At 47.1% G+C, this 13,632-nt stretch carries 9 protein-coding genes; 2 read left to right on the forward strand and 7 right to left on the reverse strand.

Annotated elements, in window-relative coordinates:
* Window positions 1-5: 5 nt before the first annotated feature.
* The 7 genes from HRU80_14345 to greA are packed head-to-tail and all read right to left on the reverse strand — an operon-like array spanning window position 6 to window position 6,892.
* Complete coding sequence (locus HRU80_14345) at window positions 6-683, reverse strand: dolichol kinase (protein QOJ29982.1); 678 nt, start codon at window positions 681-683, stop codon at window positions 6-8.
* Window positions 661-2,751 carry an ATP-dependent metallopeptidase FtsH/Yme1/Tma family protein gene (locus HRU80_14350; protein ID QOJ30567.1) on the reverse strand — a complete coding sequence of 697 codons (2,091 nt, stop codon included), beginning with the start codon at window positions 2,749-2,751 and terminating at the stop codon, window positions 661-663. Before HRU80_14350 ends, HRU80_14345 begins: the two co-directional genes overlap by 23 nt.
* Window positions 2,752-2,770: 19 nt before the next feature.
* A complete protein-coding gene (gene hpt / locus HRU80_14355) occupies window positions 2,771-3,328 on the reverse strand; it encodes a hypoxanthine phosphoribosyltransferase (protein ID QOJ29983.1) in 558 nt (185 codons plus the stop codon).
* A complete protein-coding gene (gene tilS, locus HRU80_14360; protein ID QOJ29984.1) occupies window positions 3,318-4,649 on the reverse strand; it encodes a tRNA lysidine(34) synthetase TilS in 1,332 nt (443 codons plus the stop codon). Before tilS ends, hpt begins: the two co-directional genes overlap by 11 nt.
* A gap of 33 nt (window positions 4,650-4,682) precedes the next feature.
* Window positions 4,683-5,318: a riboflavin synthase gene (locus HRU80_14365; GenBank protein QOJ29985.1), complete on the reverse strand. Its 636-nt coding sequence runs from the start codon at window positions 5,316-5,318 to the stop codon at window positions 4,683-4,685.
* Window positions 5,299-6,405 carry a bifunctional diaminohydroxyphosphoribosylaminopyrimidine deaminase/5-amino-6-(5-phosphoribosylamino)uracil reductase RibD gene (gene ribD / locus HRU80_14370; GenBank protein ID QOJ29986.1) on the reverse strand — a complete coding sequence of 369 codons (1,107 nt, stop codon included), beginning with the start codon at window positions 6,403-6,405 and terminating at the stop codon, window positions 5,299-5,301. Before ribD ends, HRU80_14365 begins: the two co-directional genes overlap by 20 nt.
* A gap of 10 nt (window positions 6,406-6,415) precedes the next feature.
* Window positions 6,416-6,892: a transcription elongation factor GreA gene (gene greA, locus HRU80_14375; GenBank protein ID QOJ29987.1), complete on the reverse strand. Its 477-nt coding sequence runs from the start codon at window positions 6,890-6,892 to the stop codon at window positions 6,416-6,418.
* Between the two features lie 664 nt (window positions 6,893-7,556).
* Between greA and HRU80_14380 the strand changes: the two genes are divergently transcribed.
* Together HRU80_14380 and HRU80_14385 are read left to right on the forward strand one after the other, a co-directional pair.
* Window positions 7,557-10,541: a T9SS type A sorting domain-containing protein gene (locus HRU80_14380; protein ID QOJ29988.1), complete on the forward strand. Its 2,985-nt coding sequence runs from the start codon at window positions 7,557-7,559 to the stop codon at window positions 10,539-10,541.
* A gap of 5 nt (window positions 10,542-10,546) precedes the next feature.
* Entirely contained in the window at window positions 10,547-13,630 is a 3,084-nt protein-coding gene (locus HRU80_14385) for a T9SS type A sorting domain-containing protein (protein QOJ29989.1), read from the forward strand.
* Window positions 13,631-13,632: the final 2 nt, after the last annotated feature.

The raw sequence follows: 13,632 nt of genomic DNA on the forward strand, positions 1-13,632 counted from the left end.
GGCTTTTACCTCGGAACGTTTGGCAAAATTAGCTGTACTTCAGGCATAAAAAGAATGAACAGACCCCACATAACAAAGCCCACCGTCATTGGAATAGACAGATTATCATCGGCCCAGCCGTGGGAGATATTCTCAATGATTGCTGCTGCTGCTGCGGCAGCGGCGGCAATAAGATATTCACCAATACCCGCGCCAAGTTTTGGAGTGAAGAGAATTACGATAAGCGCGCTGATAAAGAAAGCAGTGGTTCCGCCCAGACTTTTTTTAAGAAACGGGCGTATCCCATATTTTCTTCCGATGAGCGCCGCGGCAGAATCAGAAATGATAAGAATGGGAAAAGCGGTAAGGAAGAGCACCTTCGGGAAAATAATAACACAAAGCAGCGCTGAAATAAAAACATACGTGGCGCCGTTCAGATTTTTCTTCCTCTCATCAAGCTCATGTTTTCTGAGCATGAATCCGAATACCGTAAGGAAAAGTGATTTTATTCCGGGAGAAAGGTAACGGGCAAGGTCAAGGATGAGGGCCGCGGCAGTTACACCGGCGAGTATATATACAGCGGTTTCCCGGGTAATAAAATAATATATAACAGGAATAGAGAGACTGCAGAGATGAATGCCCTTGCGGATCAGTTCATCTCTGTAGTTAATCTCAGGAGCTTCAGTTCTCAGGCTGCTGTTCATCGGGCTGAGCATCTTCAGGAGATTTTTTTCTCTGCTCGAGCAGCGTCTTTACATGCTCCGGGAGTTCGTCTCCGTTTGACGGGCCCGGTTTTACGACAGCAGGAAGCTTTTCACCCTTCATCAGTCTGTCAATCTCTTCTGCATCAAGAATTTCCCTTTCGAGAAGTTCAAGTGAAAGCGTATGAAGCATGTCAATATTTTCCCGCAGCAGACGCTCGGCAGTGTCCATGCAGTTGTTTACTATTGCTCTTACTTCATTATCTATTTCAATAGCAGTCTGGTCTGAATATTCCCGGGTCTTCTGAATTTCGCGGCCGAGGAAAACTTCTTCTTCTTTCGTGCCGTAATTGAGCGGACCAAGTTTTTCACTCATACCCCACTCGCACACCATCTTTCTGGCAAGTTTGGTCGCGCGTTCGATGTCGTTTCCGGCACCGGTGGTGTAATGATTAAAAACTATTTTCTCAGCAGCACGTCCGCCGAGGAGTACGGCAATTCTCATCTCAAGATATTCTTTTGAGTATGAGTGCTTTTCATCCACAGGCAGATAATGAGTTACGCCGAGTGCTCTTCCTCTCGGGATGATGGTCACTTTGTGAACCGGATCTGACTCAGGAAGCATTTTTGCCACAAGCACATGACCAATTTCATGATAGCTGGTGGTCTTTTTTTCCTGGTCGGAAATTATCATACTCTTCCGCTCCATCCCCATCATTACTTTGTCTTTGGCTTCTTCGAAATCAGACATATCAACTCTGTTTTTATCCTTTCGGGCGGCAAGCAGAGCTGCTTCATTCACCAGATTTGCCAGTTCGGCACCGGCAAGTCCGGGTGTGCCTTTCGCAAGCACATCAAGTTTTACATTCACATCCAGCGGAATCTTTCTGGTATGAACTTTAAGAATTCCTTCCCTGCCTTTTACGTCCGGGCGTTCAACCACAACCTGGCGGTCGAATCTTCCCGGTCTTAAGAGTGCCGGGTCAAGCACGTCAGGTCTGTTTGTCGCGGCTATGATGATAACACCGTTATTCTGCTCAAAGCCATCCATCTCAACCAGAAGCTGATTCAGAGTCTGCTCACGTTCATCATGACCTCCGCCAAGTCCGGCACCGCGCTGGCGGCCGACTGCGTCAATTTCATCAATAAAGATGATACAGGGCGCGCTCTTTTTACCCTGTTCAAACAGGTCACGCACACGGCTTGCGCCCACACCTACAAACATTTCTACGAAGTCAGCGCCTGAAATCGAGAAAAATGGTACTCCGGCCTCACCTGCAACCGCACGCGCAATAAGAGTCTTTCCTGTACCGGGAGAACCTACAAGCAGCACTCCGCGTGGAATCTTTGCGCCAAGTTTCTGAAACTTAGCCGGTTCTTTTAAAAATTCAATAATTTCCTGAAGTTCTACTTTTGCTTCTTCATTGCCTGCCACATCCGCAAAAGTAATTTTGTTATTCGACTGGTTTATCAGTTTGGCTTTGCTTTTGCCAAAGGAGAAAATTCCTCTGGTTCCGCCGGCACCGCCTCCGCCCCCCTGCATTCTTCTCATAAATGCAAAGTAGAGAGCAATAAGGAGCAGCCAGGGAACAAAGGTAATAAGCAGGCTCATCCATTCATTGGACTGTTTGTCAAATGAATAGTTAATGCCCAGCGCTTTCCATTTCTCTTCCTCTGCAACAATCATCGGTTCGGGGAGATAGACAGAAATGTTTCTGACCTTGATTTCATTGATCATTTCTTCCTGTTTAAGCTCTCCCTTGAAGTAGTAATCGTTCAGGTCAGACTTGGTAATGATTGCTTTTTCAATCTTCTGTTCCTGAAGAAATCTCTTATAGTCGTTGTAGCTGACTTCGGCATAATTAACTCCAGTTCCGCGCATCATCTGAATTACGATAACTGCAGCTACAATTACCAGACCCCAGGTAAATACCGTACGGATTATTTTCGTCCAGTCAAATTCATCGTCAGGACGGTTTGAATAGTTTTTATTTCCATCGCCGCCGGAATTCTTGCCGCTCTTTTTCTGGTTTCCGGAATCCTTGGGCGTGTTATCTCTTTTTTCTGTCATAAATTGTTTATTCGTTTCATTATCCATTTTTCTGTTCCTCGCTCAACACATAGACTGCTCTCAGGTTCCGGTACTTCTGAGCGTAATCCAGACCAAAGCCTATAACGAATTCGCTGGGAATAGAAAAGCCAATATAATCAATTTTAAGGTCATATTGCATACTTTTCGGCTTAACCAACAGCGAGACAACGCTCACGCTTGCCGGGTTATGCTCTTTTATCAGGTCTAAAATGTATTTTACGGAAAGCCCTGAATCAACGATATCTTCAACGATAATCAGGTGTCTTCCTTCAATCGTGCAATTCAAATCCTTCAGAAGAGTTACCGAACCTGATGAGATTTTTGCCTCACCGTAGCTTGATAATTTTAAAAAATCCACCTCGCAGTCACCTTCAAAGTGTCTGACAAGGTCTGAAAAAAACATGAAAGATCCGTTAAGCACTCCCACAAAAATGGGGGTCTTTCCTCCAAAATCCCTGCTCAACTGTGCGGACATTTCCTTTGTCCGGACTGCAATCTGCTCTTCGGAGAGCATGGGAACAAACACATCACCGTTAATAACTATTTTATCTTTCATGGCATTGTATCCTGTAATAAAAATTTTCTGATCCGGTTACCTTAAACTTTTCACTCAGTCTCCGTCCCGCAATTGCTGCAATCTCACCCCCGGCTATGATCACCGCTTCCTGCTTCTTTTTGTAAAGCGGAATTCCCGCACTGTTAAGAAAGTCACTGACCAGGACGGTTCCTTTCATACCCAGCGGCTGAAACCGGTCGCCTGCATGCCAGTGTCTGACGGAAATCATGGTGATTTCATTCGCGCTTTCAATAAACTCAGTCCGGGGAGAGCCGGAAAAATCAGTATCCTCTTTTTTTACCCGCTCAAAAGAAATCTCTTTACCCGCAAATATGACGCTTTCTCCGGGTGAAATCCTCACTTCTTTCTCAGAATTTTCCGTTTCCCTGAAGATGATCACATCTTTGGGGGAATAAAAGAGGGAAAAACCTCCTCCAATCTGATACACTCCGGTCTCCGCGGATTCAATAAGCCGGTCACAATCTGTAACAAGAGAAGACGCGGGTTCTGTTCCGGTTTGAGTCAAAATCCTGCTTAAAGCATGTTTTCTGAGCACGGGTTCAAGTTTTCTTACCACCCCGGCATCATATACTGTTTCATTTTCAGCATGCTCTTTACGGGGCAGAACCGCTTCAGCAGTCATTCTGTCAAGAAAATCATTGATTTCCGATGAGTATCCGGCAAAACGGCTCAGTGACTCTTCAGGAGAAAGGTGCAGTTTTTCCCGCACCAGGGGGAGAATTTCATTCCTGATGACATTCCTTGCGTATTCGGAGGAATCATTGCTGGCATCTTCCCGCCATATATATCCTTCGGAGGCAAGCCATTCCCGTATCTCTCCCGGAGTAAGTGAAAGCAGCGGTCTGATAAAACTGCCTCTGAGAGGAGGGATTCCGGATAACCCGCGCAGACCGCTTCCTCTGAAAAGATGAAAAAGTACTGTTTCAGCTGAATCATGCTGATGATGCCCTGTCGCGGTTTTGGTATATCCGTCATGCTCCATCAGTTCTTCAAAAAACTGATAACGCAGCTTTCTTCCCGCCTCCTCCTCCGATAACCTGAAGTCGGATGCATAGTCCCGCACGTCTGCTTTCCGGCAGTAAAAGGGAACTTCATATTCAACGGCAAGCATCCGGCAGAATTCCTCATCGGCATCAGAATCACTCCCGCGCAGTCCGTGATTCAGATGGGCGGCTCCGAGTTCCAGATGATATATACCTTTCAGTTCAAGAAGAAAACGGAAGAGAAAAACCGAATCAGCCCCGCCGCTCAGTGCAATCAGCACCTTATCTCCCTTGTGAAGGAGTCCCTTTTTTTTCACAAATCCTGCGGTTCTTTTAAGCAGGGGGTGCATTTACCAGCCTTGTTCCTTCAGCCACTCTTCAGTAATCGCCGGTTTTTCCTTTATGCCTGCAGCGTTCAGTATATACTTGCCCAGCAGGTCAAACTCAAGATTCACACGGTCACCGGTTTTCCGGTCTTTCATGGTGGTCACTCCCCAGGTGTGAGGAATAATTGCTACGCGGAACCAGTCATCCCCTTTTTCGGCCACAGTAAGACTGATGCCGTCAATAGCTATAGAGCCAACCGGGATGATATATTTTGAAAACTCTGCCGGATACTGCACCGTTACCAGCCAGCTGTTGCTTAATTGCTGCAGTGATGTAATCTGACCGCGGGTATCAACATGGCCGGAAACAAAGTGTCCTCCAAGCCGGGTAGTTGGGAGCAGGGAGCGTTCAAGATTTACTCTGTCCCCCTGCTTCAATAATCCAAAGGTGGTTTTTTTCAGAGTTTCCTCAACAGCCTCAACGGTAAATTCACCGGGAGCGGCATGAATTACCGTCTGGCATGCACCGGAGACATTAATACTGTCACCTGTTTGTATATCTGATGTAACAACTGATGCTGCTATGGTAATTCTTCTACCAAGCCCCGCGTTCTGAATCCTGCTGATAACCCCTGTTTCTTCAACCAGACCGGTAAACATGTTTTAAGCTCTTTTCTGTTCTGAATGTCAGGCAGATATCTGTACCGCTGCTGCCCGTGGCGGTGTGCAAAAGCTGCGAACCCTGAGGAACTCCCCCAAACTCGGGATGGATAAAATTTTCCCCTCCGGCGATCATCTCAGTGGTTATATATATAATAAACTCATCAGTAAACCCGGAAGCAAGCAGGGATGAAGTAAGACGCGGTCCTGATTCCGCCATCACGGACCCGATTCCCTTTTTTCCGAGAACTGAAAAAACTTCATGAAGCAAAAGAAAACCCCGTTCATCCTTGCCGACCTCAATAACCTCAGCACCTTTCTCTCTCAGAAGCTCAGCTTTGGCACGGTCCTGATCCATGGCAGTGAATATATATACTTTCCGGCCGGCAGCAAAAAGCCGTGCAGAGGGAGATATACTAAGAGAGGAGTCAAGAATTGCAACCGCGGGATTCCTCCCGGCTGCTTTTCTGACCGTAAACATCGGATCATCAGCCGTTACGGTGCCGGAACCGGTGAGAATAAGATCATATTCACTACGCAGCCGGTGTACCATGGCTGCCGACTCGGTACAGGTGAGCTGTGCCGGCCTGCCCGGCTCACGGTTTACTTTACCGTTGAGTGACGCCGCGGTCTTGACCAGTATATACGGCATGCCGGTTGTGATATGTTTCAGGAAGAATTTTATTCTTTCCTTACATTCATCCTCAAGCAGCGGAACGGTCACATCAATACCCGACTCAATAAGTTTTTTAACCCCTTTGCCTGAGACCAGCGGATTCGGGTCCAAAGCGCCAACCACAACGCGGCTGATTCCTTTACTGATAATCAGATCGGCGCAGGGGGGTGTTTTTCCGAAATGGGAACAGGGTTCAAGGGAGACATACATTACTGCCCCGGTGAGATCTGCTTCGGCTGAATTGATGGCATTAACTTCGGCATGGGGTCCGCCATATTTCTGGTGGTACCCCCTGCCAATAACTTTTCCTTCTTTAACGAGCACACATCCTACCATCGGGTTCGGACTGACCTGACCCGCCCCCTTGCCGGCTAATTCTAAAGCCAGCCGCAGGAAGTGTTCATCGTTCAAAAAGTCTGCCTTAGTTTAATGATAAAATTTCCACCTCGATGGTACCCGCGGGCACTTTAATCGAAAGTTTATCCCCGAGCTTTTTGCCCATCAGCCCCTGGCCAATCGGACTGGTCACGGAGATTTTACCGCTGTTCATATCTGCTTCCTCGGGGGAAACCAGAGTATATTCCATTTCCTTATTCGTCTTAAGATTACGGATTTTTACCGTAGAGAGAATATGAACCTGCCCCTGCGGAAACTGGCTGAAGTCAATAACACGAGCTCTGCTGAGAAGGCCTTCCAGTTTGCTCAGGCGCATCTCAAACAGGCCCTGGGCTTCTTTGGCGGCATCATACTCTGCATTCTCTGATAAATCTCCATGGGAGCGGGCCTCAGAAATTTTCTGAGCCATCTGGGCTCTCCCATTGGTTTTCATCAGTTTAAGTTCATTTTCAAGCTCAATAAGGCGTTCCTGAGTCAGGTAAACCACATTGTTATCAGACATAGCTACTCTCAATAAGTATGAATAGGTGTATTTAAAAAAAATACCACCGCTTTTGGCAGTGGCAGTACAAACTTACGGAAAATGTTACCCTAAAGCAAGGTCAATCAAAGGAAACGCACAATTTACGATGTACGATGTCCCCCTGGGTGCAATTAGGGGAAAACCCGCCTGATCGGCAGGCGATAAGGTAATACAATATCCCTCAGAATGTAACCGCGGGGAGTGAAACTGTAAGCCCGGTACCGGCCGTTTTTTAAGAGAAGCCCCGTCAATTTCGGGAATGAGGATAAAGGATAAAACACCGGATTAGCAGTTTTTTTGCTGCTCATGAATTAGTGCAACACCTCTTGCGACGCCGCTCACAGCGGAATGAAATTCAATCTGCATCACACAAAAAAATTTTTGCAATTTAAAATATTCTTCTATTTTTACTCCCGGTTGTATTACAATTACCGTTTCACACTTTTACACTTTTTGTAGTCCTTTAGGTTCGCTGGTTCCCGTTGTCTGAGATTTAACCTTTAAGAAAGGATTCACCCTCTTGTTCGCTGTCAGTTAAAACCGCTTTTCCATGCAAGCCCAGGAAATGCTATGCCCATACCGGGGAGTGCATTTGTGCATTCTCCGTACAACCATATTTTTCCCATCCGGACGGAGATAAACTATGTTCTTTCCCCCGCGCAGAATTCTTTTGTTCTCACTTTCGATAGTTATACTTTTGGCTTCAGGAGTAAAGCCCCAGTCATGGAGCTGGAAAAATCCTCCCGCCGGTTCAGGTTTTATCTATGATGTAGAATATCTGGGTGGCAGCCGATGGATAAAGGGGGGAGAAGCCGGAGCAATTTTTCTTAGTACCGATGACGGCACTTCCTGGTCACAGGTTTTTAACCCCATGGGTAACCGCGCAATCAAAGATATTTTTCAGCTCAGTTCATCCGTGCTTTATGCTGCAGGATACGGTACTCCTGAAGCTGAGCCTTTCCGCATAATTAAAAGCACTGACTCAGGCAGTTCATGGAACGCGGTTTTTACCGGCTCACACGCGGGAGAAAAAATCTGGGTTTTCAGTGAAGATGTGTTTCTTGTGCTTCTCTCAGGAGGAGGCTTAATCAGAACCACAGACGGCGGCGTGACTTTCTCAGACAATATATATATGGGGGCCTCTGATAATTTTAACGAACTCTTTTTTATTAATAATCAGACCGGGTTTGCCTCCGGTGCGTCAGGTTATCTGGCTAAAACAACTGACGGCGGACTGACCTGGACTGCCGTATTCGCCGACCTGAACGCGGGCTTTAACTGTATCTGGTTTACTGATGCTCAGACCGGGTATTTCGGAAGCAGCTTCGGACGCATCATTAAAACTACAAACGGAGGGCAGACTTTTTCTCTTTATGAAACCGGCACCTTCGACTCATTCAGCGATATCGTTTTTTCCGGCAGCTCAACCGGCTATGCGGCGGGTTTGTTTGGTGCTGTCTACCGCACCACCAACAGCGGTGCAACATGGGTGAAGGAATCTGAGCAGTCCGGCCAGTTTTATGATATATACAGCATCAAGGCAAAGAGTACCGGTACAGCCATAGCCGCGGGTGCTTATGGGAACATGATTAAGCGGAACAATTCTCCTGACTGGTTCTTCCTGCAGCATACTCCGCTGGCTTCAGTTACTTCAATGGACTGGGCTGATTCACTCCGGGGATTTGCAACTATGTCAACCGGTCATCTACTCCGCACAAGCAACGGTGGTGAAACCTGGTCATCAGTTCTCATGAGGGAGGGTATATATGCTGACAAAGTCATCTTTGCGAATCAGAATCAGGGAACACTATTCATAGGCGCGGATTCAGCTTTTTATACATCAAACGGAGGAAATACCTGGAGCCGCTTTGCTCTTCCTGAAGGGACTTTTTCAATTGCCGAAGCACACTTCCCTGATAATCAGACAGGATACGCTGTAGGGCTTGCCGGAACGGTATTAAAAACCACAAACGGAGGTGCTTCATGGTTTTCACTGCCAATGGCTCAGGGGGTAAATCTGGATGATGTCTTTTTCCTGACTCCTCAGAAGGGCTTTGTGACCTCCTATTTCGGAGGCACTTACCGCACAACAAACGGAGGCACTTCATGGCAGCTTATTTCCGGTCTTGAGGGAACTGCTTCAAGTCTCAGCTTCCCAACCCCGATGATTGGATACTCAATAGGCGCGCCGGGCTATGCATTTAAAACAACTGACGGCGGTGATACCTGGTTTCCCATTACCGTTCCTGACAACAACCACCATTCTGTTGAATTTACTTCAGCAGAAACAGGATATACTGCCGGAGGCACAGGTTATATATACAAAACAACCAATGGCGGAGCATCCTGGGTGCTTGAACGTGCGGGAATCGGCACGCTTGACCAGACAGTCTATGATCTTGATCTCAATCCGGACGGCGGGCTCTGGGCAGTAACCGCATTCGGAGGCATACTCAAAAAAACCGGAACCGATATACTGGCAGTACAAACGCTTTTTTCTCCTTCAAATATGAGCACCGGTCTGCCCCTTATGCTTTTATTCCAGTGGAAACCTTTCCCTGATGCAGAGTACTATCAGATTCAGTATTCAGTTTATCCTGACTTTTCCGATTCGGTTACTGAACTGATAAGTACTTTTACATTTTATCAGATGATTGATGAACAGCTTGATTTGGGCAGAAGATACTACTGGAGAGTGAGGCCGGTGACTTTTGGTGAGCCGCGCAGTTTCTCGGATACATGGTGGTTTGAAACCTACGATCCTCCTTTGTTTCTGGGCGATGTTGATCTGAACTCAGCCGTGCAGTCGTACGATGCATCAATGATACTCCGGCATATTGTTTCTGCAATTCTGATAAACAAGCAGCAGAAAAGAAACGCGAATGTCACCACAAATGAAGCAATAACCTCCTTTGATGCCTCTGTTGTGCTCCGTTATATAACAGGTCTGGTTACTTCGCTTCCCTACGCCGAAACCGGAGCCACATTGGCGCATTTTCATTTCCTTAATCATCAGCCAGTGAATGATACTGTATCGGTGATTCCATTGCAGCTTTCAGACGGGGCCGGTATTTTCTCACTTGATTTGCTGGCTTCAGCCGGAGCCGGAATGCGGATAGACAGCATCCGTTCAAGAAGCGCGAATGTTATGAAAGCTGATAAGGCTGGATCAGACAAGGCAGGAATTGCGCTTGCCTCAGCATCTCCCTTCTGGATTGATTTCACCGGAGAAGCAGTGTGGATATATATCACCCATCCCCCCGGTCTTGAACCTCAGTTAACGGTTTCTTATCAGTTTAATGAATCAGGCGCGCAGATTATTACGTACGGAGCACCAGCCTCATCTGAAACGAATTCAGTACCGGCTGAGTTTTCCCTGTTTCAGAACTATCCGAATCCTTTTAATCCTGAAACCATTATCCGGTTCTCACTTGCCCATGAAGGATTTACCGAAGTCAGGATATATGATATACTCGGGAACGAGCTGACCCGCCCTGTTTACGGCATAATGAAAAGCGGTGCACATGAGATCCGGTTTGACGGCAGCAGTTATCCTTCCGGAATATACTTATGTGAACTGCGGTCAGGGGGTAAACGCTCTATCATCAAAATGCTACTGGTGAGGTAATTAGTATGAACAGACAGATACGTTTTCTGCTTTTAGTTCTTTTGCTCATTATCTGTGATTCACAGATTTCCGCCCAGCAATGGACGTGGAAATTCCCTGCCGCCAGCAGCAATTTTCTCTATGCGATCAGGCATATATCCGGTGAAAGCTGGATTACAGCGGGCGAACAAGGGGTAATTTTTAAGACAACTGATAACGGAAGTTCATGGAGACAGATACAAAACCCCGCAGGGAACAGGGATTTTACCGACCTTTACGCCGTTAATGGTTCAGTTATCTATGCCGCAGCGAACCGGAGTGATGAGATACCGCACCATATTACCATTAAAAGCACGGACGGAGGTGAAAGCTGGTTTGAGATTGCCTCAGTAAGTGATGCCTATTTTTATAAACTGCAATTTCTTACCGAACAAACCGGCTATGCATTGGCTGGGGAAAGAATCTACAAGACCACAAACGGCGGCCAGAGCTGGTCTGCACCTGTATATATCTCAACCGTTTACAGCATCTCTGATTTTCATTTTATCAATGAAACCGACGGATTTGCAGCAGGAGCATTCGGCGCGTTTGCCAAAACAACAGACGGCGGTGCAACCTGGACCACTTCAGTAAGCCCCTTCTCTTCCGGCCTGTATACTGTCTGGTTTATCAGCAGCACAACCGGTTTTGTTGCAGGGCTTTCCAATCAGATAGGAAAGACCACGGACGGCGGTGCAACCTGGAGCGAAACTACGTTAGCTTCGGCAACCGCATTTAATGAGATACAATTTTCCGGCAATACAGGAATCGCCGCCGGGTTCTTCGGTATGATCTACCGCACTACCAATGCAGGCCAGACATGGTTGCCTGAGTCAGTGCCCGGTTCGGCTGGCGAATATATACTGTCAGTCTCCATGAATGGTACAGGAACCGCAATGGCCGCCGGGCAGTACGGCGCAATCTACCGCCGCACAACTGAACCGGTCTGGTATGAAGTTAACCCCAGAAGACTTGCCTCAGCTACTTCAATCACATGGCCAACTGTGCAAAAAGGATTTGTAACACTTTCCAGCGGTCATCTGATGTCAACCAGCGACAGCGGCAACACCTGGAATGAACAGCCGCTGATTGAGGGTGTGTACGCAACCAAAGCCGGTTTCTTTGACCCGGACCATGGCGTTGTTTTCACCTGGTCTGATACATTCTTTTATACATCAAACGGCGGAACCTCTTGGATCAAACGCGTTATTCCCTCCGGTGCCACACCGCCAAATGCCGCAAGTTTCCCCGGGCTTTTTACTGGTTACGCGGCAGGAAATAACGGTTCAATTCTTAAAACCACTGACGGCGGACTTAACTGGGTTTACTCACGCGGACCTGACGGCGCCAGCATCCATGATATACATTTTATCAATGAAACAACTGGCTTTATTACAAGCGCGGGCAACGGCATTCATAAAACAACCGACGGCGGTGCAACCTGGGTCAGGAAAGCGTATTATCTGGCGCTCTCAATTTCATTCCCCACACCGTCAACCGGTTACGCTGCCGGGAGCGGAAGTTACGTACTTAAAACCACTGACGGCGGAGAAAACTGGGTATCCGTTACGGTGCCCAATACCGCGCTCAACAGTTATTCCACGCTCTTTGTTACGGATAAGATTGGATATATCAGCGGGCCCCATATATACAAAACCACTGACGGCGGCATTAACTGGTTTGCCGAACGGGACGGAATGGGTTACTCCGACCGGGTTGTCTATGATATAGACCTTTCACCTGACGGCAGCATCTGGGCGGTAAGCAGTTCAAGCGGTATACACAAATTGAACGAACCTCCCGCAACGGGAGGAACTCTGATACTCCCCGTAACTCAGGCAGTGGCAGGTGACAAGGTTCCAATTGATGTTTTTATAGATGTACCATTGAACAGGAATTTTCTCTCAGCACAATTCAGTTTTAACGGTTACGGATCAAACCTTATCTTTGACTCGCTATCCACATCAGGCAGCATCAGTTCGAATAATGACTGGTATACCTCGGTTAACAGTGCTGATAATACCATACGCTTTGCCGCTTCCGGAACCTTCCCTCACCGGGGCGCGGGCATCCTTGCCAGACTCTGGTTCACTGTTGCACCTGGTGCATCGGGTATTCTGCCGTTAAACTTTCTCTCTGCTCTGATTGATAACGGTGCTGCCACAACGGATACCATGAACGGAAGCATCTCACTGCTTGTGCCCAACTACGGCGATGTGGACCTGAACGGGTTTGTTCAGGCTTACGATGCATCATTAGTACTACAATACTCCGCCGGAATAATCCCTCTGAATCTCCAGCAGAAACTGAACGCAAATGTCACTACTGATGCCACAATTTCAGCATTCGATGCATCTGTTATCCTCCGGTATATCACCGGACTGGTTACTTCCCTTCCCTACTCAGGAAGTTCGATGACCCCCGCGCGTATTTTTGCTTCCGGACCAGAATATATACAGGACGGAATCGCCCGGTTTATTCTTTACGCAAATCAGCCTGAGAATATATTTTCACTTGATACAAAAATTTCCATGTCCGGAAGCGGATGGGAAGCAGACAGCATAAGTTTTCCGGCGCTTAATTCGCTTGTTTCCTCTAAGAAAACACATGATGCATTTGCTCTCTCCGTGGCCGGTACATCACCCCTCTGGAACAATCAGGCAGTCCCTCTTGGTACAGTATATGCAATTCGCAGGAATCACTCTGCAGAACCACCCGTGCTCAGCATTCTGTACCGTTTTAACGAAGAGCCGTTTACCGAATACCTCTCCCCGGGTGTAACCGGGTTACATGAGGAAAACACGATTACTGAATTCACTCTGCGGCAGAATTATCCTAATCCTTTTAATCCCTCTACACGAATAACCTATACTCTTCCGGCTGATTCTTATATCCGAGCTGAAGTATATGATAATCTCGGAAGAGTTGTTTCAGTTGTTGATGAAGGATGGAAAACAAGCGGAACGCACACTCTTCAGTTTGAGGCAAAAAATCTTGCTTCAGGAATATATCATCTGAGAATTGCAAAAGGGGATGAAACAAGAATTATTAAAATGATTTACTTAAAATAAGG

The sequence above is a fragment of the Ignavibacteriales bacterium genome, assembly GCA_015709675.1.
In the GTDB taxonomy this organism is placed as follows: domain Bacteria; phylum Bacteroidota; class Ignavibacteria; order Ignavibacteriales; family Ignavibacteriaceae; genus H2-BAC3.

Coding starts and splice junctions, on each gene's coding strand:
- HRU80_14345 (QOJ29982.1), bottom strand. CDS start 683: ATGAACAGCAGCCTGAGAACTGAAGCTCCTGAGATTAACTACAGAGAT.
- HRU80_14350 (QOJ30567.1), bottom strand. CDS start 2,751: ATGACAGAAAAAAGAGATAACACGCCCAAGGATTCCGGAAACCAGAAA.
- hpt (QOJ29983.1), bottom strand. CDS start 3,328: ATGAAAGATAAAATAGTTATTAACGGTGATGTGTTTGTTCCCATGCTC.
- HRU80_14365 (QOJ29985.1), bottom strand. CDS start 5,318: ATGTTTACCGGTCTGGTTGAAGAAACAGGGGTTATCAGCAGGATTCAG.
- greA (QOJ29987.1), bottom strand. CDS start 6,892: ATGTCTGATAACAATGTGGTTTACCTGACTCAGGAACGCCTTATTGAG.
- HRU80_14380 (QOJ29988.1), top strand. CDS start 7,557: ATGTTCTTTCCCCCGCGCAGAATTCTTTTGTTCTCACTTTCGATAGTT.
- HRU80_14385 (QOJ29989.1), top strand. CDS start 10,547: ATGAACAGACAGATACGTTTTCTGCTTTTAGTTCTTTTGCTCATTATC.